This is a genomic window from Nocardia sp. PE-7 (assembly GCF_030486425.1).
Lineage (GTDB): Bacteria > Actinomycetota > Actinomycetes > Mycobacteriales > Mycobacteriaceae > Nocardia > Nocardia salmonicida_A.
The window spans coordinates 1,380,923-1,401,624 of the sequence record NZ_CP129614.1; the positions used below are offsets into that span (position 1 = coordinate 1,380,923).

Sequence of the window (20,702 nt, forward strand, 5' to 3'; positions counted from 1 at the left end):
AATCAGGGTCGGATGTCCGGTTTCCGACTCCACCAGCGGATCGTCTCGGCGCCGGTCGACTTCGGCGCCATCCGTTCCGAATTCGGACTGGCCTCGGAGTATCCGGCCGAGGCAGTCTCCGAAGCCCGCGACGCGGTCGACGCGTTCGCGGGCACTCGGGTCGATCGGACCGATATCGAGTTCGTGACCATCGACCCGCCCGGCGCACTGGATCTGGACCAGGCGCTACATATCGAACGCACTCCCACCGGCTTCACCCTGCACTACGCGATCGCCGATCTCGGTGCGGTGATCGTGCCGGGCAGTGCGCTGGCCGCGGAAGCCGAAACGCGCGGACAAACTTTCTATCTGCCCGACGGCACGGTCCCGCTCCATCCGACGGTGCTGTCCGAGGGCACAGCGAGTCTGCTGCCCGGCGTCGACCGGCCCGCCGCGTTGTGGACCATCGAACTCGACAATAATGCTGTGCCGCTGAGCTTTTCGGTGACGCGCGCGCTGGTTCGTTCGCGGGAGCGGTTCGATTACGCGCAGGTTCAGGCCGCTGCCGACACCGCGACGTTGCATCCGTCGTTGCTCGCGCTGCCCGAATTCGGTCGGCTGCGGATCGAGGCAGGATTCGAACAGGGCGCCATCTCGCTGCGGTTGCCCGCGCAGGAAGTGGTTCCCGACGGTGACGGCTGGCGCCTGCAGCTGGAGCCGCGTACTGACGCCGACGACTGGAACGAGCAGATCTCGCTGCTCACCGGAATGTGTGCCGCGCGAATCATGGTGGAGCACAAGGGTATCGGCCTGCTGCGCACGATGCCGCCGCCGCCGGAGAGCGCGATCGCGTCGATGCGGCGTACGGCGGCGGCGCTGGGCGTGCGGTGGCCCGCCGAGATGCCGGTGGGGCGGATGCTGGCCGGGCTCGACGCCAACACGCCCGCGGCGCTGGTGCTGATGTCGGAAGCCACCGGATTGTTGCGGGGGGCCAGCTATACGCTGCTCGTCGAACTCGACGACCCGTCGTCGGAACAGTTGACGCACAGTGCGATCGGGGCTCCGTACGCGCATGTGACGGCGCCGCTGCGACGGCTGGCCGATCGGTTCACCACCGAGATCTGCCTGGCCTACTCCGCCGGGGTCGAGGTCCCGCAATGGGTGGTGGACGGGTTGAAGGGGGCCGCCGAGACGATGCGGCGCACCGACGGCGTGGCCAACAAGGTGGATCGTGCTTGCGTCGATCTGACCGAGGCCACCATTCTCGAGCCTCGGGTCGGCGCCGAGTTCTCCGCCGTGGTTCTGCGCGATGCCAACGGGTCTCGGCCCGCCGAGATCTTCGTCGGCGAACCGCCGATCCTCGCGCGCTGTGCGGGGCGGCCGCCGGAAGGACAGACGGTCGCTGTGCGGTTGGCTGTCGCGGATCCGAGTACTCGGACGATCGGGTTCGAATACGACGGGGCCCGTTGATCGTCGGGGACTGTCAGTTCCGCACGGAGATGAAGGCCGCGGCCGCGGGATAGTGGGAGATGGCTCGGCCCGCGGCCGCTTCTTCGGTATCGGCCAGAAGCTCGTAGACCGTGGCCGCGGGGCCGTGCGCGTGCGCGGCCACCGCCAGGATCGCTTCGCGGGACTCGACGGCGTCACGGTGGTCGCCGAGCACGGTTTGCAGGCGTTTGGCGCGGGAGCCGAGATCGCCCGCGTCGGCGCCGAGGACGGTGGTCGCCGCCTCGCAGGAATACCGTAACCGCTTGGCGCCCTTGCGGATGTCGTGAAGCAGTTCCACCCGGTCGGCGGGGGTGGCGGTGGGTTCGGCGAAGACCAACTTGCGCAGGCGTTTGCGGTCGCGACGCAGGACCCGCTCGAAGACGTCGGTTGCCTTGTCGCGGGCGAGGTCCGGAGCGAGTGGGGGATCGGTGCGCCAGGTTTTCAGCACTTTGCGCAGGCGACGGTAGCGCTTGGCATCCAGTGCGCTCAATACCTCCGCGTGGGCATCGGTGTAGGCCGTGCGGGACGCGCCGACCAGGGCATCGGTGATCTCGGTGGGGGCTTCGTCGTAGTCCGACAGCAGCGCGGTGAACCGTTCGGCGCGGACCTCGGCGTCGCGGGCCACGCCGAGCAGGTCGGCCAGCCACTTCAGCTCCGCTTCGGTGGCGGCGGCTTCGTCGGCGTCGAAGAGCGTGCGGTAGGAGCGCAGAACGCTGCGCAGCCTGCGCGTGGCCACCCGCATCTGGTGGACCGAATCGTCGGCATCGGCGCGGACGTCGGGCTCGGCGTCGAAGAGCCGGTCGATGTCCTCGCGTAGTGCCGCGACGACGGCTTTTCCGGCCTTTTTCGGCATGTCAGCCTCGCTTCCCGAACGCGTCGGTCGCCTCCACCAGGTGGTGGGTGATGCCGGGCTCGTGCGCGGTGTGCCCGGCGTCCTCGACGATGTGCAGGGTCGAGGACGGCCACGCGGTGTGCAGATCCCAGGCGCTCACCGCGGGACACACGATGTCGTGGCGGCCCTGCACGATCACGCCGGGGATGTCGGCGATCCGATCTATGTCTCGCAGCAACTGTCCCTCGTCGAGGAATCCGCCGTGCCGGAAATAGTGGTTTTCGATCCGGGCGAACGCGAGGGCGAAGCGCGCCTCGGCGGTTTCGGCGACTCGATCCGGTTGCGGGAGCAGCGAACTCGTCGCGCCTTCCCACGTCGACCAAGCGATCGCGGCATCGAGTGCGACCTGCGGATCGGGGGAGTGCAGCAGCCGGTGATACACCTCGACGAGGTCGTCATCGCGGTGCTCGACAGGCACCGGCGCGAGGAATTTCGCCCACTCGGCCGGGTAGACGTTGCCCGCGGCGCCGTTGTAGTACCAGTCGATCTCCTTGCGCCGCAACAGGAAGATGCCACGCAGCACCAGTTCGGTCACCCGCTCCGGGTGCGCTTGCGCATAGGCCAGGCCGAGGGTCGAGCCCCACGAACCGCCGAACACCTGCCAGCGCTCGATCCCGAGATGCGCGCGCAGCGACTCCATGTCGGCGATCAGATTTGGCGTGGTATTGGTGTCGAGGGAAGCCCCATCGGCGATGTGCGGCATGGACTTTCCGCAGCCGCGCTGATCGAACAGCACGATCTTGTACATCGCCGGGTCGAAGAAACGCCGTTGCAGGGGCCCGGTGCCGCCGCCCGGTCCGCCGTGCACGAACACCACCGGCTTGCCGTCGGGGTTGCCGCTGATCTCCCAGTACACCGACTGGCCGTCGCCGACGTCGAGCAGTCCCTGCTCGGCGGGCTCGATCTCGGGGTAGAGGGTGCGCATCAGAACGCCAATCCCGCGGCGAGCGAGGGCAATTCGAGGGCGGTGAGCGCCTCCGTTCGCACCTCGGGGCAGCTTTCGGTGGTCACTCGGTCGATCATCGCCTTGTCGGCGAGCACGTGGCCGTTGATGCCGCCGTTGCGGAAGCCCCAGTCGTGCACCATGGCGTTGAGCGAGATCCGGCCGAGCGTCGGGCCCTGTACCCGGAAGTTCGACAGCTCGGGCCGGATCATGTCGCACAGTTGCGCGGCGGAGGAGGGACTGATCGTCAGCGTCCCGGCCGGAGCGGTGGTGGCCGGCGCGGCCGAGGTGGTGGTTCCCGCGCTGCCGGTCGACGCCGGTGGCGCACCTCCGCAGGCGGTCAGGGTCGCGGCGGCGAGCATGCCCGCCGTCAACAGCACAGAACGAGAAATCCAACGGCGTCGCGGCATCGGTACCTCTGCTAGTCGAACAGTGTCGCTATCGAGTCTGCCATCAGCCGCGGACAAGAACCTTTCACACGCGACGGCCGCCCCCTCGCGGGAGCGGCCGCACGGGTCGAACTCAGAAGCTGTGTTCGGGGCCGGGGAAGGTGCCCTGGCGGACTTCCGCGGCGTAAGCGGCCGCGGCGGTGCGGAGTTCGTCGCCGACGTTGCCGAAGCGCTTGACGAACTTGGCGGTCTTGCCGCTGGTGTAGCCGGCCATGTCCTGCCAGACCAGTACCTGGGCGTCGCAGTCGGCGCCGGCGCCGATGCCGATGGTGGGGATGGTCAGCTTGCGGGTGACCTGGCCCGCGATGTCGGCGGGGACCATTTCCATCACCACCGAGAACGCACCGGCTTCCTGCACGGCGATCGCGTCGGCCACCAACTGCTCGGCACCGTCGCCACGGCCCTGGACCCGAAATCCGCCCAGGGTGTTCACACTCTGCGGCGTGAACCCGATGTGGGCCATCACGGGGATGCCCGCGGAGGTGATCAGCGCGATCTGTTCGGCGACGCGTTCGCCGCCTTCGAGCTTGACCGCGTGCGCGCCGCCCTCCTTCATGAAGCGGGTGGCGGTCGCGAGGGCCTGCTGCGGCGAGGACTCGTAGGTCCCGAACGGCAGATCGGCGACCACCAGGGCGTGCGGTGCGCCGCGCACGACGCCGCGCACGAGCGGGATGAGCTCGTCGATGGTGATCGGCACCGTGGTGTCGTAGCCGTAGACGACATTGGCGGCGGAATCGCCGACCAGGAGCACCGGGATACCGGCTTCCTCGAACAGCCGCGCGGACGAGTAGTCGTAGGCCGTCAGCATCGACCAGCGCTCGCCCTCGGCCTTCATCTGCTGCAGATGCTGGACGCGGGTCTTGCGGCGTGGCTTGGCGGGGACAGCTTCGGCGGGAGTGGCACCGTAGGCAGGACTCTGCTCATCGGATACGGACATCATCGTCCCTTTCGTCTGGTTCCTCGAGGCCCATACCGGGTCCCCGGGCTTTTCTGACAATCCCAGTGTGCCACCTGCGCCCGCACGGGTTTAAGGCCCGGCGTCGGTGTGATCGGTCACATCCACGATTCGGCTACCGTGAAGCAAGCCCATCCGGGCGCATCGTGTGCGCCGCAGGGCGCGGAAAGGTGGGCCCACCGTGCAGCTAGGCCGGCTCGTCGTGCTCCTCGGCGCTGTCTCTGCGTTGATCGTCACCGGATGCGGCACCGGTGAGGACGGCACACCGCGTGCTGAGCTGCCCCCGCCGCCGTCGGGTCTGAACACCTTCTACGACCAGCAGATCAGCTGGGGCTCGTGCGAGGGCTACGGCAGTCCGGAGGACCGGCTGCCGCCCAAAACCGAGTGCGCGCGGATCACCGTGCCGATCGATTACGCGCGCCCGGACGGCCCGACCGCCCAGATCGCGCTCTCGCGGATCCCGGCCACCGGCAAGAAGGTCGGCTCACTGCTGATGAACCCGGGCGGTCCCGGCGTCTCCGGCCTCTCGATGGTGGGCGTCGGCAACCGCACCGAACTGGCCGAGAAGTTCGATCGCGTCGGGTTCGATCCGCGCGGTGTCGGCTCGTCGCTGCCCGCGATCGTCTGCCTCACCCCGCAACAGGCCGATGCCGAACGCGCCGAGCGGCCCACCGGCAACACCCCGGCCGGCATCGCCGACGCCGAGGCCGACAACCGCGAATACGCCGACCGCTGCGCCCAGCGCTCGGGTGTGGACCTGCTCGGTCATGTCGGCACCCGCGAGGTGGTCCAGGACATGGACGTGATGCGGGCGGTCCTCGGTGACGCGAAGCTGAGCTATCTGGGCTACTCCTACGGCACCCGCCTCGGCTCCGCCTATGCGGAGAAGTTCCCGCAGAACGTGCGCGCTCTCGTCCTGGACGGCGCCGTCGACTCCTCGCAGGACCCGGTCCAGGAATCGTTGCGCCAAGCGGCGGGCTTCCAGGGCGTGTTCACCGCCTACGCCACCGACTGCGCGAAGAACCCCGACTGTCCCCTCGGCACCGATCCCGCCCAGGCGGTGCCCCGCTTCCGCGAACTGGTCGGCCCACTCGAACAGACCCCGGCACCGACCGCCGACCCGCGCGGCCTCAGCTACAACGACGCCATCACCGGCGTCCAGCAGGCCCTCTACAGCGACGAACTGTGGGAGATCCTCACCCAGGGGCTGTCCGAACTGCGCGCCGGAAACGGCGACACCCTGCTGCAACTGGCGGATATGTACGACGGCCGCCGCCAGGACGGCACCTACGCCAACACCCAGGACGCGTTCAACGCGATCCGCTGCGTCGACGATCCCCGCATCACCGATCCCGCGGTGACCGGCCGCCAGGACTCCGAATACCGCAAGGCCGCCCCGTTCCTCGACGACGGCAAGGGCACCGGCGCCGCCCCGCTGGAACTGTGCGCCGCCTGGCCGGTGCCCAACACCAGCACCCCGCATCGAATCTCGGCCCCCGGCCTGCCGCCCACCGTGGTGGTGTCCACCACCGACGACCCGGCCACCCCGTATCAGGCCGGTGTGGACCTGGCCGCACAGCTGGGCGCCGACCTGATCACCTTCCGTGGCAATCGGCACACCGCGGCTCTCGTCGCGGGCGATCGGTGCCTCGACGACGCGGTGATCAACTACCTCGTCGATCTCGCCACGCCCGCTCCTGGTCTCACATGTTGAGAGCCAGATTTGCTCACCACGCCCCGTCGTGGCCGGTGAGATGTGCGAACGATGTGACGCGATCGCAAACCCGTCTGTGTATGTAACACGGATTTAACGCCGGGTGCTTACGCTCGCCGGTATGGATCGCCAGAAGGAATTCGTGCTGCGGACGCTCGAAGAGCGGGATATCCGCTTCGTCCGTCTCTGGTTCACCGATGTGCTGGGCTACCTCAAGTCCGTCGCCATCGCCCCCGCCGAGCTCGAAGGCGCCTTCGAGGAGGGCATCGGCTTCGACGGCTCGGCCATCGAAGGCTTCGCGCGCGTGTCCGAGGCGGACATGGTCGCGCGGCCCGATCCGTCGACCTTCCAGGTGCTGCCGTGGGCCAGTTCCAAGGGACACCAGCACTCGGCCCGGATGTTCTGCGACATCGCCATGCCCGACGGTTCGCCGTCCTGGGCCGACCCGCGCCACGTGCTGCGCCGTCAGCTGAACAAGGCCGCCGACGCGGGCTTCAGCTGCTACGTGCACCCCGAGATCGAGTTCTTCCTGCTGAAGGACCAGCTCAAGGACGGCTACGAGCCGACCCCGGCCGACAACGGCGGCTTCTTCGATCAGGCCGTGCACGATGCGGCGCCGAACTTCCGCCGCCACGCCATCGACTCGCTGGAATCGATGGGCATCTCGGTGGAGTTCAGCCACCACGAGGGCGCTCCCGGTCAGCAGGAGATCGACCTGCGCTACGCCGACGCGCTCTCGATGGCCGACAACGTGATGACCTTCCGCTACCTCATCAAGGAGGTGGCGATCGACGAGGGCGTGCGCGCGACGTTCATGCCCAAGCCGTTCTCCCAGTACCCCGGCTCTGCCATGCACACCCACATGAGCCTGTTCGAGGGCGAGAACAACGCCTTCGCCGATCCCGACGACCCGAACAACCTCTCGGGCACCGCGCGCTCGTTCATCGCGGGCATCCTCGAGCACGCCCCCGAGATCAGCGCGATCACCAACCAGTGGGTCAACTCCTACAAGCGCCTGATCCATGGCGGCGAAGCTCCCACCGCGGCTTCCTGGGGCCGGTCCAACCGGTCGGCGCTGGTGCGCGTGCCGATGTACACCCCGAACAAGTCGTCCTCGCGTCGCGTCGAGATCCGGAGCCCAGACTCGGCCTGCAACCCGTACCTGACCTTCGCGGTGCTGCTGGCCGCCGGTCTGCGCGGCATCGAGAAGGGCTACACCCTGCCCCCCGAGGCCGAAGACGATGTCTGGTCGCTGACCGACGCCGAGCGTCGCGCGATGGGCTTCCGCACCCTGCCCGGCACCCTCGACGAGGCGCTGCAGGCGATGGAGCGCTCGGAGCTGGTCGCCGAGACTCTCGGCGAACACGTCTTCGACTTCTTCCTGCGCAACAAGCGCCGCGAATGGGCCGACTACCGCTCACAGGTCACCCCCTGGGAGCTGAAGGAATACCTGAGTCTCTAAGCGGTCCATGGTGGTTTCGGCCGCCTCGGTCCCGGGCCGAAACCCGCGGCGCCAGCCGCTAGGATTGCAGCTATGGTCCGGCCACCGACTGCCCGTTCCGCTGTCCCCGGCGTCGGCCGGCTCGGTTTACTCGAACCGACGGCGGCGGCTTCCCTGCGCGAGCTCGGCTGGGACAACGTCGACGGGGTGCCCGTGCTCTGGGCACTGTCGCGTTCGCCCGATGCCGACCTGGCCCTGTGCACGCTCGTGCGTCTTCGCGAATCGCTCGAAGACGCATGGCCCGAACTGGATTCGGCGATCCGTTCCGACACCACGTTGCGCGGCAGGCTGTTCGGGTTGCTGGGGTCGTCGACGGCGTTCGGCGACCACCTGGTCGCTGTCCCGGCCGCGTGGAAAGTGCTGCGCAAGAAGGAGCTTCCCAGCCGGGACGAGCTGATCGCCGATCTACTCGACGCGGTCGACGCGGTCCCGGAGACCGGTCCGAACGCGGGACCGATGCTGTTCCGCGCCGGCATCGCCGGGCCCGAGGCGGTGGCGCTGCTGCGCAGCAGGTATCGCGATCAGCTGATGCTGCTGGCCGCCGTCGACCTCGCCTCCACCGTCGAGAACGAGCCGGTCCCGCCGTACCTGGTGGTCGGCAAGCATCTGTCGGATCTGGCCGACGCCGCGCTCACCGCCGCCCTGTCGGTCGCGGTCGCGCGGGTGTGCAAGAACGGCGAGCTGTCGGTCCGGCTCGCGGTGATCGCGATGGGCAAATGCGGTGCGCGAGAACTGAATTACGTCAGCGATGTCGACGTGGTGTTCGTCGCCGAACCGGCCGACGCCACCGCGACCCGGCTCGCCGCCGAGATGATGAGCGTGGCCAGCTCGGCCTTCTTCGAGGTCGACGCCGCCCTGCGCCCCGAGGGCAAAGCGGGCGCGCTGGTGCGCACCCTCGACTCCCACCTCGCCTACTACAAGCGCTGGGCGCGTACCTGGGAGTTCCAGGCGCTGCTGAAGAACCGGCCGATGACCGGTGACATGGAACTCGGCCGCCAGTACCGCGACGCCCTGATGCCGATGGTGTGGACCGCCTCCGAACGCCCCGACTTCGTCGCCGACGTCCAGGCGATGCGTCGCCGTGTGGAGGATCTGGTCCCCGCCGACATGCGCGAGCGTGAGCTCAAGCTCGGTGCGGGCAGCCTGCGCGATGTCGAATTCGCCGTGCAGCTACTGCAATTGGTGCACGGCCGGGTCGACGACGCACTGCATGTCACCAACACCGTCGAGGCGCTGGCCGCACTCGCCGCGCGCGGCTACGTCGGCCGCGAGGACGCCGCCAACCTCACCGCCTCCTACGAATTCCTGCGCCTGCTCGAACACCGCCTGCAACTGCAGCGGCTCAAGCGCACCCACACCCTGCCCGCCGCCGACGACGAGGAGGGCATGCGCTGGCTCGCCCGCGCCGCCCATATTCGCCCCGACGGCCGCCAGGACGCGGTCGGCGTGCTCGACACCGACATCCGCCGCAATGCCGTGCGGGTGCGCCGCCTGCACGCCAAGCTGTTCTACCGCCCGCTGCTGGACGCGGTCGCCCGGATGGACTCCGACGCCCTGCGCCTGAGCCCCGACGCCGCCGTCCGCCAGCTCGCCGCCCTCGGCTACAACGCCCCGGCCAACGCGCTCGGCCACCTCAAAGCCCTCACCGGCGGCGTCTCGCGCAAGGGCCGCATCCAGGCGCTGCTGCTGCCGACCCTGCTCGAATGGCTCGGTGACACACCGAATCCCGACGCGGGCCTGCTCGCTTACCGCAGGGTCTCCGAGGGGCTCGACGACCAGACTTGGTTCCTGCGTGAACTGCGCGACGAAGGCGCCGTCGCCCAGCGCCTGATGATCGTGCTCGGCTCCTCGGAGTATCTGCCCGACCTGCTGATCAACGCGCCCGACACCATCCGCATGTACGCCGACGGGCCCGGTGGTTCGCAGCTGCTCAGCACCAACCCCGAAGACGTCGCGCGCGGCATGCAGACCGCGGCCGCTCGCTACGACGACCCGAAACGCGCTGTCGCGGCGGCCCGTTCACTGCGTCGCCACGAACTCGCCCGGGTCGCCTCGGCCGACGTGCTCGGCATGCTCGACGTCCCGCAGGTGTGCGCGGCGCTGTCGTCGGTCTGGGTCGCGGTGCTCGAGGCGGCACTGAGCGCGGTCATTCGCGCCTCGGAGGCCGAACGTGGCGGGCCCGCGCCCGCCGACTTCGCGGTGATCGGCATGGGCAGGCTCGGCGGCATGGAACTGGGCTACGGGTCCGACGCCGACGTGCTGTTCGTCTGCGATCCGCGCCCCGGCGAGGACGAGGCCACCGCCGTGAAATGGGCCAACGGCATCGCCGAGCAGGTCCAGCGGCTGCTCGGCGCACCGAGCGTCGACCCGCCGTTGCAGGTGGACGCGGGCCTGCGCCCCGAGGGCCGCAGCGGGCCCCTGGTTCGCACGCTGGCCGCCTATCAGGCCTACTACGCGCAATGGGCTCAGCCGTGGGAGGTGCAGGCGCTGCTGCGCGCTCACCAGGTGGCGGGCGATCAGGATCTGGGCGTGCGCTTCCTGCACGTGATCGACCCGATCCGCTACCCGACCGGCGGGGTGTCGGAGGAATCGGTGCGCGAGATCCGCCGCATCAAGGCCCGCGTCGACGCCGAACGCCTTCCGCGCGGCGCCAATCCGGCCACCCACACCAAACTGGGTCGCGGCGGTCTGGCCGACATCGAATGGACCGCCCAACTCCTGCAACTGCGCCACGCGCACGAGGTCCCCGCGCTGCACAACACCTCGACCCTGCAGTCGCTCGACGTGATCGAGGCCGAAGGCATCCTCGAATCCGAGGACGTCGCGTTGCTGCGCGAATCCTGGATCACCGCCACCGCCGCTCGCAACGCCCTCGTCCTGGTCAAGGGCAAACCGACCGACCAGCTTCCCGGCCCCGGCAAACTGCTGTCGGCGGTCGCCCGGGTAGCGGGCTGGCCCAACGACGACGGCAGCGAATTCCTCGACACCTACATGCGCATCACCCGGCGCGCTAAGGCGGTCGTCGAGCGGGTGTTCGGGGGATAGTCCGGACATGAAAAAGCCCCGCACCAGTGGTGCGGGGCTTTTTCAGTTCACGCCGAAATCAGATGGCGCGGACGTCCTGGGCCTGCGGGCCCTTCTGGCCCTGGCCGACCTCGAACTCCACCCGCTGTCCCTCTTCGAGGGACTTGAAGCCCGAGCCGCCGATAGCCGAGTAGTGAACGAAGACGTCGGGGCCGCCTCCGTCTTGGGCGATGAAGCCGAAGCCCTTTTCGCCGTTGAACCACTTGACGGTGCCTTGAGTCATGTTTTAAAAGTCTTTTCCGTAGGTGAGCCATGGCGATCACTTGCGATCAGCCCAGTCTCAGCAACCCAGTATGCCATACTCGCCAGCAAACCGCGCCTAGCACTTTCTCGCAACGCAATCTGGGCTGAGTTTGCGGTCGAAAACCGGCGTGTCGCGACGGTCGGCAACCAATGTGAGTGCCCTTTTCCCATCGCGTCGTGGACTGTGCCAATCTGGGCGGTATGGGTGAGACGAACGCGGGGCGTGGCGGGCACGTCGACCTGGCCATGCGGGTGCTCGACGCGCATGTGGCGTTCACCAAGCAGCAGCTGCGTGAGCCCGCCGGGTTCCTCGAGTTCGTCACCGAGGAGATCGACGGTGCGCTCGACGAGGCCGCGGAGCTGACGCTGGCCGAGGCGGTCACCCGCGAGCAGATCAAGGCGGTCGCGCACAAGTTCGCCGTGCAGGTTCCGGTGGAGGGCGCGATTCCCGAACTCGTCGGCGAGATCGCGACGCGCTTGTACAACCATCGCGCCAACGACGAGATCGAAGTCGGCGAACTCGTCGACAACCGCCGCTTCGACGAGTTGGTCGACGCCGTCGCCGACCTGGACCTCACCCACCGCCTGGTGCGGCTGGTGCTCGACAGTCCGGTGACCGTCGACGCGTGCGTCGAGGCGGTCCAGCGCGCGGTGGTCACCGCGGTCGACGACGGTCTGCATCCCGAAGGGGGAGGGCTGGTCCGATCGTTGCGCGGGGCGCTGTCGCGGTTGGCCGAACCCGCGATGCCCGCGATCGAGAGCGGCGTCGGCAGGCTCACCCGCACCGGCGCGCGATTCGTGTTGCGCGGCAACAGCAGTGACGTCGACGAGGTGCTGCTCGACAGCGCCCGCGAGACCTGGCGCAAACACACCGGCGACGCGGTCGGCTCGTTCCGTGATCTGGTCTCGGCCACCGATGTCGAAGACATCGTCGTGCTCGTCTTCGAATTCTGGCGGACCTTCCGCGATACCGACTACTTCCGCGCCCTGCTCGACGAGGGCGTCGACCACGTCTTCGACAAATACGGCGACACCCCCCTTGCCGAATTACTGGCTGAGCTGGGCGTAGGGCGCGCGGAGATGCTCGAGGAGGCGCTGCGTTTCGGCCCGCCGGTCCTGGAAACACTCGACGAGCGTGGCTATCTCGATACCGTGCTGCGCCGCAGGCTGGCCCCGTTCTACGCCTCCGATGCCTTCCGGGCCGCCGTGTCCGGGATGGAGTGACCGCACCAGTTCCATTCGGCCGCTGGCATGTCGGGATGTGTCGGTACGATTCGTGCAACGATGGGGCGCTTGTCTGCCACCGGATCTCGATCGAAAGGCTGCCGTGACACGTCTGTCCTCCCTGCTCGACCAGATCGACTCCGGTGCTGTGCTGCTGCCCGAATTCCAGCGTGGCTACGTGTGGAACCGCGACCAGGTGCGCGGACTGATGCGGTCGCTGTATCTGGGGTATCCGGTCGGTGGGTTGCTGGTGTGGGAGACCGGGTCCGAGGACATCGCGGTGCGCGGGTCGACGACCGGTTCGGGGCTGCGCCAGTTGCTGCTCGACGGGCAGCAGCGCATCACCACCCTCTACGGAATCATGCGCGGGACGGCGCCGTCGTTCTTCGAGGGCGACGAGATCGCGTTCACCGGTCTGCATTTCGATGTCGAGCGTGAGCTGTTCGAATTCCAGGTGCCCGGCCGCGATACCGCGCCGGCCTGGATCGACATCACCGAACTGTTCGCCCAGGGCCCGATGCACTACCTGTCCAGGTTCCCCGACGAGTCGCCGGAAACCCTTGCCCTCTATCTCGATCGGCTGAACAAGGTTCGCGAGGTCGCCAACCGCGAGTTCAATGTCGAGACCATCACCGGATCGGATCGCACGGTCGACGAGGTGGTCGACATCTTCAACCGGGTCAACTCCGGCGGCACCAAGCTGTCCAAGGGCGACCTCGCGCTGGCCACGCTGTGCGCGCAGTGGCCGCAGGCCAGAGGCAACCTGCGCGACCACCTGATCCGCTGGGACAAAGACGGCTACACCTTCACCCTGGACTGGCTGCTGCGCAATGTGATCGCGGTCGGCAACGGGCGCGCGCACTTCGACGCGCTCGGCGATCTCGCGCCCGCGGAATTCGAACAGGCGCTGGTGGCCACCACCGAGCAGGTCGACACCTTCCTCGACACCGTGGCGGGCAGGCTCGGACTCGATCACGACCGAGTCCTGATGGGGCGCTACGCGATTCCGGTGATCACCCGGCTGCTGTTTCTCAACGGCGGCCGTTTCGACAACGATCTGCACCGCGACCGGGTGCTGTACTGGTACGTGCACTCGGCGCTGTGGGGCCGGTTCAGCGGCTCCACCGAGACCTTCCTGCAGCAGGACTACGACACGCTCGAGCGCGGCGGCATCGACGCGCTGATCGGCTCGCTGGAACGGCTGCGCGGCGGCTCGCTCGACCTGTGCGCCGACGATTTCGCCGGCGCCACCCGCGGTTCCCGGTTCTATCCGCTGCTGTACATGCTGACCCGCGTCGACGGCTCGCGCGATCTCGGCAGCGGTTCGGAACTCGGCATCGAGCAGTTCGGTGAGCGCACGCCCGTGCAGGTGCACTACCTGTTCCCGAAAACCCTGCTGCGCGATGCCGGTTACGAACGCAACGAGATCAACGCGATCGCCAACTTCTGCTTTCTCGGCCCAGGGTCGGAGGCCGAGCTCGGCGAGCGCGAGCCCGCCGAGTACTTCGCCGAGGTGGAGCGCCGCAATCCGGGTGCGCTCGCCTCGCAGTGGATTCCGACCGACCCGTCGCTGTGGCGGGTGGAGAACTATCGCGAGTTCCTGCGCGCACGCCGCAAGCTGCTCTCCGCCTCGGCCGATGCCTTCCTCGAAAAGCTGCGCACCGGCAAGCTGCACCGCCCGACCCTGCTGACGGTGGGTGTCGCCGGGGTGACCGTCGGCGATCCCGCGGTGGACCAGGTCAACGCGCTCGTCGACGACCTCGTCGCCGACGGCTTCGGCTTCCCGCTGCTCGACAGCGAGGTCTCCGACCCGGTCACCGGGCGCGAACTCGCTGTCGCCGAGGCCTTTTGGCCCGAGGGGCTACAGCCGGGTGTCGGCATGCCGGTGGTGCTCGTGCTCGAACCGTCCAATGCCGACCTCACCCGCTTCGCCCAGCTGGGCTACGCGGTGTTCACCTCCGTCGACGCCCTGCGCGGGTACGTCGACAACCTGCGCGTGGAAGCCTCCGGTGATACCAGCATCGACGGCCCCGTGGGCGATCTGGCTGCGCTGGCCGACCGCCTGCCCGCCACCTGGGTCGGCAACTCCGAACAGGTCTGGTTCCGCTTCGCCTGGAATCAGCTCGAGCACGACCGCGCAGACGGCCCCGATGCGCTGCTCGGCGCCGAACAGCTCGCCCTGCGCTACATCGCCCTGTGGGCGCTCACCCGCACCTTCTACATCCACGCCTTCGACCAGGGCAACCCGGGCGAATGGCGCTACTACCTCGGCGACGCCATCGGCCCGAGCCCGCTGGTCCCGCGGGCCTGGTTGGCCCAGCGCGCCGTCGAATCCGGTGCGCTGGCCCCCGGCGTGCCGCCCGGGGACGAAGACATCGCGATCGCCCTCGTGCACGGCGTCCTCGAGACCGTCGAGGAGGTCGCCACCGCGCTGGCCCACATCCTCGGCGGTCCCGGACTCTTCGCGTCCCTGTGGGCGTCGGCGGGCGCGGCCGAACACTACGGCTACCCCCTGTCCAACGACCAGATCAACGACCTGATCAACCAGGTGGTCAACGATCCCGAGTCCCGAAAGATCCAGGCCTACAACTGGATCGAGGCAGGACTGCCGCTCTAGGGTTGCCCGGTCGTGCGCTGGAAGGTCGAGACGAAGTCGGTCAGCGCGGTGCGATCTTCGAGGTCGGCGGGCCGGTAGCCGCGATCGGCTTCGACGGTGATCGAGGTGCCCGCGCGCACGGGCAGTTCGTCCCAGCACACCGGCAACACCGGTAGCTGGACGGTGCGCTCGCCGACGGTCAGGGTGATCGCCGAGGTGTATCTGTTCGCGACGGTCATCAGCGCCTCGACCGCCTGCTCGGTGAGCGGTCCCGCGGCGGTGAATTCTTCGATATACACGGCCTCCACTCTTCAAGACGCTCACAAGGGAGTGACAAGTGGGGCCGCTTAGGGTGGCGCCATGATGCGTAAATGGGTGGAACGAGCGTTGCTCGTCCTGGGGTGGGGCGCGGTGGTCGCGGCGGTCGTCGGGATCGTGTTGCACGTCGTGGACTGGCGCCAGAAGTCGATGGTGTTGCTGGCGTCGGGGGCGATGTGGTTGATGCTCGGTGCGGTCGTGGGGCTGGTGCTGATGCTTCTCGCGCGCGGATGGCGCAGTTCGGGGGCCGCGGTACTGGTGCTCGCCGGCGCAGCGTGGTTGGTGGTGCCGTCCTATATTCCGGAGGCCAGGGCGGCCGAAGGGCCGGAACTGGTCGTGATGCAGTCGAACATCCTCTTCGGCAAGGCCGACCCGGTCGCCGTGGTCGGTGCGGTGCGTGACAACGACGTCGACGTACTCACCGTCGAGGAATTGACCATCGACTCGATCGCGGGTCTGCGCGGGGCCGGACTCGAGGAGCGGCTGCCCTACTTCTACCTGGAACCGGCGCAGTCGGGCGGTGGCGGCACCGGCATCTACAGCCGATACCCGTTGCGCGACACCAAGAAATACGACGGTTTCATCATGAGCAACATCTCCGCGATCATGGAACATCCGCAGCGCGGCCCGATGCCCGTGTTCGCCTTCCATCCGATCCCGCCGAACATCGACTTCGACGCCTGGTCGGCGGAGATGGGCAAGGTCGACGAGATCCTCGCGGCGACCGGCGCACCCGCGATCGTCGGCGCGGATTTCAATGCGACACATGATCATTGGGCCTACCGAGCGCTGCTCGACGGTGCGTTCGCCTCGGCCGCCGACCAGACCGGTGACGGTGTGCTGCTCACCTACCCGGCGGATCGCCGCTGGGGACCGGTGATCGGAATCGATCACATCCTCGTCGCAGGTGGGGTGGCCGAACAGATCCGCACGCTCACCATTCGAGGCTCCGACCATCGCGCGGTGCTGGCGACGATCCGAATGGACCTGTGACAGTGGTCGTTTACCATGTGAGCGCTCGATCGCGGACCGCAAGGCGTCCGCGTCATTGTGGGGAGGACAGCGCATGAGAAGACATCGGTTCGGCGCGACCATGGCAGCTTTGGTGAGCATCGGCATGCTCGTATCCGGGTGCGGCGCGACAACAGTCGCCGGCGACCAGGCGCAGCCGGTCATGGACAATCCGTGGGAGGTGGCGGGCGCGGCGTCGTCCACCGGCCCCAGCGGGTCGCGTCCCGGTGTGCCCGACACGGACAAGAAGGCCGACAACGGCGACAACGGCAAGATCGACAAGCTCGCTCTCAATGCCATCGCCGACATCGAAGAGTACTGGCAGAGCGAGTATTCCAAGACTTTCCGGGGCAACTTCAAGCCCGCCTCGAAGTACATCTCGTGGTCGGCGAAAGCGCCGGAGTCGGAGTCGGTGCAGTTCTGCAAGAGCAGCACCTACAAGCTGGTCAACGCCGCCTACTGCCCGCTCGACCACACCATCGGCTGGGACCGCACCGTCCTGCTGCCGCTGCTGGTCGACAAGTACAAGGAGATGTCGGTGGTGATGGTGCTCGCCCACGAATACGGGCACGCCATCCAGTCCCAAGCTGACCTGTTGCGCGGGTTCCTCACTGACGCGCTGGTCAAGGAACAGCAGGCCGACTGCCTGGCCGGTGTGTTCCTTCGCCATGTGGCAGAAGGCAATTCGAAGCACTTCACGCTCAACACCACCGACGGCCTCAACGGTGTACTCGGCGCCACCGTCGCCGTGCGCGACCGCGACCCCAATGACCCCGACGCCGTCCACGGTTCGGCGTTCGAGCGGGTCAGTGCGGTGCAGATGGGTTACACCACGGGTGCTCAGACCTGCAAGGACATCAACGAGGCCGAGATCGAGAAGCGTCGCGCGGGGCTGCCCGTCACCTTTATCGACGACGGGAAAGAGAAACAACTTCCCGTGGATCAGGAAACTCTGACCACATTGGCCACCCAACTGGGCAAGTCGATGCCGGTGAAGAATGCCCCGAGGTTCGACTATTCCGGCGTCACCCGAAACTGCGCGTCGACCACCACCACCGAGCCGGCTTCTTTCTGCCCGGCCACGAACACCATCGGCACCGACGTTCCAGCGATGGCCAAGCGTGGGGGCGAGGGTACGAGCACGAAGCAAGAACCGCTCTCTGCGGTCGTCACCGGCGACTACAACGCCGCAGTAGTGTTCGTGTCCCGCTATGCACTCGCAGTGCAGCAGGATCGCAAGCTGTCCCTGACCGGGGCAGAGTCCGCCGGCTTGCGCACCGCGTGCCTGACGGGCGTGCTCACCACGAAACTCAGCGAGCCGAGCAGTGATCCGCGCCTGTCGGCCGGTGACCTCGACGAGGCGGTTTCGGGCCTGCTCGCCGACGGCCTCGCGGCCTCCGACGTCAACGGCAAGGTGGTGCCGAGCGGATATCAGCGCCTCGAGGCGTTCCGCACCGGCGTCCTCAGCGGCGAACAGGCCTGCTTGAACCAGTTCAAATAAGTCAGTGCGAAGCTGGCAGTGATCGCAGGGAGCTGAGGGTGTTCGCCACCGCGCGGGCAGCCTCGGCTCCCTTTGTCACGAAGTGGTTGGTGTAGTAGTCCACGTGCTCGCTGTGCTCGTGGAAGTGGTGCGGGGTGAGCACCACCGAGAACACCGGCACATCGGTGTCGAGTTGCACGCGCATCAGGCCGTCGATCACCGCGGAGGCGACGAAGTCGTGGCGGTAGATGCCGCCGTCGACGACCAGGGCCGCGGCGACGATCGCGTCGTAGCGGCCGGTGCGGGCCAGGCGCTGGGCGTGCAGGGGGATCTCGAAGGCTCCGGGGACGTCGAACACCTCGACGACCTCGGGATCGAACCCGAAGCCCGTGTATTCGGCGAGGAAGCCCTCGTGCGCCTTGTTGACGATGGAGCTGTGCCAGCTCGCGCGGATGAAGGCAACGGCGCCGGAAGACGTGGTCATGAGCAGAGTCTACTAGGTCGCCCGGGTAGAACCTTACTGACCGGTAACATGGGTGGACAGCCAGTCGGTGACATCGCCGAGCACCTGCGCGCGCTCGGGTTCGTTGAACACCTCGTGGTAGAGCCCGGGGTAGCGCAGCACCGTCACGTCCTTCGAGCCCGCGTCGCGTTCGAGCAGATCGGCGCTCGACGGAGACGCGATCGAGTCGGCGGTGCCGTGCAGCACCAGCAGCGGCGCGGTGAGCGCGCCGAGGCGCTGTTTCACCAGTGCGGTGTGTTGCAGGATCTCCACCGCGGTCCGCGCGGGCAGCTTGCCGCGGAAGACCAGCGGATCGTCGTCGTAGGCGCGAACCACCGCGGGATCGCGGCTGATCGTGGACGAATCCAGGGTCAGCACCCCGAGATTCGGCGCGAGCCGGGTTAGCAGCGGAGCGGCCAGGCGCTGGATCGGATTGCCGAGCGGGATATATAGGGGTGGCGCGGAGACGACGATGCCCGCCACGTCGAGCGGCCCGCGAGTCGCCAGGTGCAGCACCACCAGGCTGCCCATCGAATGCCCCAGCAGGAACCGGGGGACACCGGGATGGGCGGCGCTCGCGAGGTCGAGCAAGGTCGCGACATTGTCGGCGGCGCCCTGCATCGAACCGATATTGGCCGCCGACCCCTCGGACAGCCCGTGCCCGATGTGGTCGAGCGCGTAGACCGCGAAACCCGCGTCGGCCAGGGTTGTGCTGACGTATTCGTAGCGGCCCGAGTGTTCGGCGACGCCGTGCACCAGCACCACCACCGCGCGGGGCGGCGTCTCGGGTTGCCATGCGCGCCAAGCGATTTTGCCGCCGTGCCCCGCGAACTCGCCGGTGTCGGTCGTCATCGTGGCGCTCCTCCTGCTTCGGGCGCCGCGGCGAGCCGCTCGATGAGACGCCGGTTGAACTCGATCAGCCGAGCGTAGTTGAGTCGCGAGATCCGTTCGTCGGTTCCGTGGATACGTTCCAGATCCGCCGCGTTCACCACGATCGGCGCGAAGTTGCACCGGGTCACGGCCAAGCCGTCGTAGTGGCGTGAATCGGTGGCGCCGGGCACGATCCCGGTGGTGGTCACGATGCCGGGCACCACGCTCGAGGCCAGTTCGGCGACCAGGTCGTAAGCCGGGCCGGGCTCGGTGACCCGGGAGGGCTCCGACGCCGGTCCGACGAGGTCGATCGCCACGCCGATATCGCGGATCACCCTGGTGCAGTGCGCCAGCACCGCCGCCACCGAATCACCGGGCAGGATACGGAAATTCACCAGCGCCTCGGCGCTCTGGGGGAGCACATTGGCCTTCACGCCGCCGCTGATCACCGTGGGCGCGGTGGTGGTGCGGACGAGCGCCTCGGTGGTCGGGCCCGCCGCCATGATCCGGGCGACGAGCGGGCCGGTCAGTTTCGCCAGCCCGCGCGTGTCGGTGAGTTCGAGCAGTCTGCGTCGTGGTTCGGGCATCGCCTCGCGCATGCGGGCGAGCATGTCGGTGATCACCGGCGTCAGCCGCAGCGGCATCGGATGATCCTGCACGCGCGCGACCGCACGTGCCAGCCGTCCCACCGCGGTCTGCTTGCCCGGCATCGAGGAGTGACCGCCGGTCTCGGTGACCGAAAGCCGAACCGTCGCATACCCTTTCTCGCCGAGCATGATGCTGGCCACCGGCCGGTCGACCCCGTCGGCGACGCCGTCGGTGATCACCCCGCCCTCGTCGAGCAGCAACTGCGCGCGCACATTCTGAGCGCGCAGGTGCTCTGCCATCCGGACCGCGCCGCCGTCGCCGAAGACCTCTTCGTCGTGCCCGAAGGCGAGGAACATGGTGTGGCGCGGGCGAATTCCGGCCGCCAATGCCCCTTCGACCGCCTCGAGGACGGCGAGCACGCGGCTCTTGTCGTCGATCGCGCCGCGACCCCAGATGAATTCGTCGTCGACGACACCGGCGAACGGGGGATGGGTCCAGCGTTGCGCGTCGTCGGCGGGCACCACGTCCTGGTGGGCGAGCAGGATGGCCGACACCGCGCCCGGCTCGGCGCCGTCCCAGCGGTAGAGCCTGCTGTGGCCGAAGCTGGTCAAGGTCAGCTCGGCGTGCACGCGGGGGAACGAGGTCTCCAGGTGGGTGGCCAGGCGGACGAACTCCGCGTCGGCGGTGTGCGCGGGATCCTCGGTCGACACCGTCGCGCACTGCAACGCGACGGCCAGCCGCTGCGCGACCTCGTCGTCGACGCCCTCGGTGACGGGGGACATGGCGGTGTTCTCGGTGATCGGGCGCATCTCAGCCATTGTGGCCCGTGGCGAGGCCCTGCGCCCGGCAAAGGCGCCCGAACCGC

General features: G+C 68.2%; 17 protein-coding genes. 8 read left to right on the forward strand and 9 right to left on the reverse strand.

Going from position 1 to position 20,702, the window contains the following annotated elements; all coding sequences use genetic code 11:
- Nucleotides 1–12 precede the first annotated feature (12 nt).
- Nucleotides 13–1,449, forward strand: coding sequence for an RNB domain-containing ribonuclease (locus tag QX204_RS06515; RefSeq protein WP_301905668.1), 1,437 nt, complete (start codon nt 13–15; stop codon nt 1,447–1,449).
- Between the two features lie 13 nt (nt 1,450–1,462).
- Here the strand turns inward: QX204_RS06515 and QX204_RS06520 are convergent, their stop codons facing one another.
- The 4 genes from QX204_RS06520 to panB all read right to left on the reverse strand — a co-directional run bounded on the left by QX204_RS06520 (nt 1,463) and on the right by panB (nt 4,688).
- The gene (locus QX204_RS06520) at nt 1,463–2,320 is read right to left on the reverse strand and encodes a CHAD domain-containing protein (protein ID WP_301905669.1); all 858 of its coding nucleotides are present in this window, start codon (nt 2,318–2,320) and stop codon (nt 1,463–1,465) included.
- Between the two features lies 1 nt (nt 2,321).
- Nucleotides 2,322–3,284: a prolyl aminopeptidase gene (gene pip / locus QX204_RS06525; protein WP_301905670.1), complete on the reverse strand. Its 963-nt coding sequence runs from the start codon at nt 3,282–3,284 to the stop codon at nt 2,322–2,324.
- Entirely contained in the window at nt 3,284–3,712 is a 429-nt protein-coding gene (locus QX204_RS06530; RefSeq protein ID WP_301905672.1) for a hypothetical protein, read from the reverse strand. Before QX204_RS06530 ends, pip begins: the two co-directional genes overlap by 1 nt.
- Nucleotides 3,713–3,824: 112 nt before the next feature.
- Entirely contained in the window at nt 3,825–4,688 is an 864-nt protein-coding gene (gene panB, locus QX204_RS06535; RefSeq protein ID WP_301905673.1) for a 3-methyl-2-oxobutanoate hydroxymethyltransferase, read from the reverse strand.
- Between the two features lie 199 nt (nt 4,689–4,887).
- Here panB and QX204_RS06540 point away from each other — a divergent pair, with 199 nt between their 5' ends.
- The 3 genes from QX204_RS06540 (at nt 4,888) to QX204_RS06550 (ending at nt 10,966) form a co-directional block, all read left to right on the forward strand.
- The gene (locus tag QX204_RS06540) at nt 4,888–6,420 is read left to right on the forward strand and encodes an alpha/beta hydrolase (protein WP_301905674.1); all 1,533 of its coding nucleotides are present in this window, start codon (nt 4,888–4,890) and stop codon (nt 6,418–6,420) included.
- 121 nt (nt 6,421–6,541) lie between these two features.
- Nucleotides 6,542–7,882 carry a type I glutamate--ammonia ligase gene (gene glnA / locus QX204_RS06545; protein ID WP_062991563.1) on the forward strand — a complete coding sequence of 447 codons (1,341 nt, stop codon included), beginning with the start codon at nt 6,542–6,544 and terminating at the stop codon, nt 7,880–7,882.
- Nucleotides 7,883–7,954: 72 nt separating this feature from the next.
- Nucleotides 7,955–10,966, forward strand: coding sequence for a bifunctional [glutamine synthetase] adenylyltransferase/[glutamine synthetase]-adenylyl-L-tyrosine phosphorylase (locus tag QX204_RS06550; RefSeq protein WP_301905675.1), 3,012 nt, complete (start codon nt 7,955–7,957; stop codon nt 10,964–10,966).
- 58 nt (nt 10,967–11,024) lie between these two features.
- On the opposite strand, the gene QX204_RS06555 is transcribed toward QX204_RS06550, so the two are convergent.
- Nucleotides 11,025–11,228: a cold-shock protein gene (locus QX204_RS06555; protein WP_056821080.1), complete on the reverse strand. Its 204-nt coding sequence runs from the start codon at nt 11,226–11,228 to the stop codon at nt 11,025–11,027.
- Nucleotides 11,229–11,449: 221 nt separating this feature from the next.
- On the opposite strand from QX204_RS06555, the gene QX204_RS06560 reads away from it, so the two are divergent.
- Together QX204_RS06560 and QX204_RS06565 are read left to right on the forward strand one after the other, a co-directional pair.
- Nucleotides 11,450–12,472 carry a hypothetical protein gene (locus tag QX204_RS06560; protein WP_301905676.1) on the forward strand — a complete coding sequence of 341 codons (1,023 nt, stop codon included), beginning with the start codon at nt 11,450–11,452 and terminating at the stop codon, nt 12,470–12,472.
- A 103-nt stretch (nt 12,473–12,575) separates the two neighbouring features.
- Complete coding sequence (locus QX204_RS06565; protein WP_301905677.1) at nt 12,576–15,089, forward strand: GmrSD restriction endonuclease domain-containing protein; 2,514 nt, start codon at nt 12,576–12,578, stop codon at nt 15,087–15,089.
- Here QX204_RS06565 and QX204_RS06570 read toward each other — a convergent pair.
- Entirely contained in the window at nt 15,086–15,367 is a 282-nt protein-coding gene (locus tag QX204_RS06570; RefSeq protein WP_301905678.1) for a hypothetical protein, read from the reverse strand. The genes QX204_RS06565 and QX204_RS06570 overlap by 4 nt on opposite strands.
- A 61-nt stretch (nt 15,368–15,428) precedes the next feature.
- Here QX204_RS06570 and QX204_RS06575 point away from each other — a divergent pair, with 61 nt between their 5' ends.
- Both QX204_RS06575 and QX204_RS06580 read left to right on the forward strand, forming a co-directional pair.
- Entirely contained in the window at nt 15,429–16,379 is a 951-nt protein-coding gene (locus QX204_RS06575) for an endonuclease/exonuclease/phosphatase family protein (RefSeq protein WP_301905679.1), read from the forward strand.
- Between the two features lie 73 nt (nt 16,380–16,452).
- Nucleotides 16,453–17,898 (forward strand): neutral zinc metallopeptidase, encoded by a 1,446-nt coding sequence (locus QX204_RS06580; protein WP_301905680.1) that lies wholly within the window; start codon nt 16,453–16,455, stop codon nt 17,896–17,898.
- Between the two features lies 1 nt (nt 17,899).
- Here the strand turns inward: QX204_RS06580 and QX204_RS06585 are convergent, their stop codons facing one another.
- The 3 genes from QX204_RS06585 to QX204_RS06595 are packed head-to-tail and all read right to left on the reverse strand — an operon-like array spanning nt 17,900 to nt 20,646.
- A complete protein-coding gene (locus QX204_RS06585) occupies nt 17,900–18,361 on the reverse strand; it encodes a 6,7-dimethyl-8-ribityllumazine synthase (RefSeq protein ID WP_056821074.1) in 462 nt (153 codons plus the stop codon).
- 33 nt (nt 18,362–18,394) lie between these two features.
- Nucleotides 18,395–19,231, reverse strand: a complete 837-nt coding sequence (locus QX204_RS06590; RefSeq protein ID WP_301905681.1) for an alpha/beta hydrolase — start codon at nt 19,229–19,231, stop codon at nt 18,395–18,397.
- Nucleotides 19,228–20,646: a M20/M25/M40 family metallo-hydrolase gene (locus QX204_RS06595; RefSeq protein WP_301905682.1), complete on the reverse strand. Its 1,419-nt coding sequence runs from the start codon at nt 20,644–20,646 to the stop codon at nt 19,228–19,230. The genes QX204_RS06590 and QX204_RS06595 overlap by 4 nt, the downstream gene beginning before the upstream one ends.
- Between the last annotated feature and the right edge of the window lie 56 nt (nt 20,647–20,702).

Excerpts from the sequence above, each read along its gene's own strand:
- glnA (WP_062991563.1), top strand. The coding sequence starts at position 6,542 with ATGGATCGCCAGAAGGAATTCGTGCTGCGGACGCTCGAAGAGCGGGAT.
- QX204_RS06585 (WP_056821074.1), bottom strand. The coding sequence starts at position 18,361 with ATGACCACGTCTTCCGGCGCCGTTGCCTTCATCCGCGCGAGCTGGCAC.
- QX204_RS06515 (WP_301905668.1), top strand. The coding sequence starts at position 13 with ATGTCCGGTTTCCGACTCCACCAGCGGATCGTCTCGGCGCCGGTCGAC.
- QX204_RS06595 (WP_301905682.1), bottom strand. The coding sequence starts at position 20,646 with ATGCGCCCGATCACCGAGAACACCGCCATGTCCCCCGTCACCGAGGGC.
- pip (WP_301905670.1), bottom strand. The coding sequence starts at position 3,284 with ATGCGCACCCTCTACCCCGAGATCGAGCCCGCCGAGCAGGGACTGCTC.
- QX204_RS06580 (WP_301905680.1), top strand. The coding sequence starts at position 16,453 with ATGAGAAGACATCGGTTCGGCGCGACCATGGCAGCTTTGGTGAGCATC.
- panB (WP_301905673.1), bottom strand. The coding sequence starts at position 4,688 with ATGTCCGTATCCGATGAGCAGAGTCCTGCCTACGGTGCCACTCCCGCC.
- QX204_RS06560 (WP_301905676.1), top strand. The coding sequence starts at position 11,450 with ATGGGTGAGACGAACGCGGGGCGTGGCGGGCACGTCGACCTGGCCATG.
- QX204_RS06575 (WP_301905679.1), top strand. The coding sequence starts at position 15,429 with ATGATGCGTAAATGGGTGGAACGAGCGTTGCTCGTCCTGGGGTGGGGC.
- QX204_RS06590 (WP_301905681.1), bottom strand. The coding sequence starts at position 19,231 with ATGACGACCGACACCGGCGAGTTCGCGGGGCACGGCGGCAAAATCGCT.
- QX204_RS06530 (WP_301905672.1), bottom strand. The coding sequence starts at position 3,712 with ATGCCGCGACGCCGTTGGATTTCTCGTTCTGTGCTGTTGACGGCGGGC.
- QX204_RS06520 (WP_301905669.1), bottom strand. The coding sequence starts at position 2,320 with ATGCCGAAAAAGGCCGGAAAAGCCGTCGTCGCGGCACTACGCGAGGAC.
- QX204_RS06555 (WP_056821080.1), bottom strand. The coding sequence starts at position 11,228 with ATGACTCAAGGCACCGTCAAGTGGTTCAACGGCGAAAAGGGCTTCGGC.
- QX204_RS06550 (WP_301905675.1), top strand. The coding sequence starts at position 7,955 with ATGGTCCGGCCACCGACTGCCCGTTCCGCTGTCCCCGGCGTCGGCCGG.